This window comes from Aeromonas sp. QDB25 (genome assembly GCF_027707725.1).
Taxonomy (GTDB): Bacteria; Pseudomonadota; Gammaproteobacteria; order Enterobacterales; family Aeromonadaceae; genus Aeromonas; species Aeromonas caviae.
On sequence record NZ_JAPCIZ010000260.1, the window covers coordinates 1 to 501 of the forward strand.

Here is a 501-nt window from a genome sequence, read left to right on the forward strand (position 1 = left end):
TGGTAATAACAGAGGGATCACCTGGTACAACTTTGTGTCCGATCAGTATTCCGGCTTTCATGGCATCGTTATACCGGGGACGCTGAGGGACTCTATCTTTGTGCTGGAAGGCCTTCTGGAACAGGAGACCGGGCTGAATCCAACCGAAATTATGACCGATACAGCAGGTACCAGCGAACTTGTCTTTGGCCTTTTCTGGCTGCTGGGATACCAGTTTTCTCCACGCCTGGCTGATGCCGGTGCTTCGGTTTTCTGGCGAATGGGCCATGATGCCAACTATGGCGTGCTGAATGATATTGCCAGAGGGCAATCAGATCCCCGAAAAATAGTCCTTCAGTGGGACGAAATGATCCGGACCGCTGGCTCCCTGAAACTGGGCAAAGTACAGGCTTCAGTGCTGGTCCGTTCATTGCTGAAAAGTGAACGTCCTTCCGGACTGACTCAGGCAATCATTGAAGTGGGGCGCATCAACAAAACGCTGTATCTGCTTAATTATATTGA

The 501-nt window shown here is 50.7% G+C and carries 1 protein-coding gene; it reads left to right on the forward strand.

Features of this window, described 5'->3' with window-relative positions; all coding sequences use genetic code 11:
• On the forward strand, positions 1 to 501 hold a 501-nt coding region (locus PG883_RS23820), incomplete at both ends, for a Tn3 family transposase (protein ID WP_270808534.1).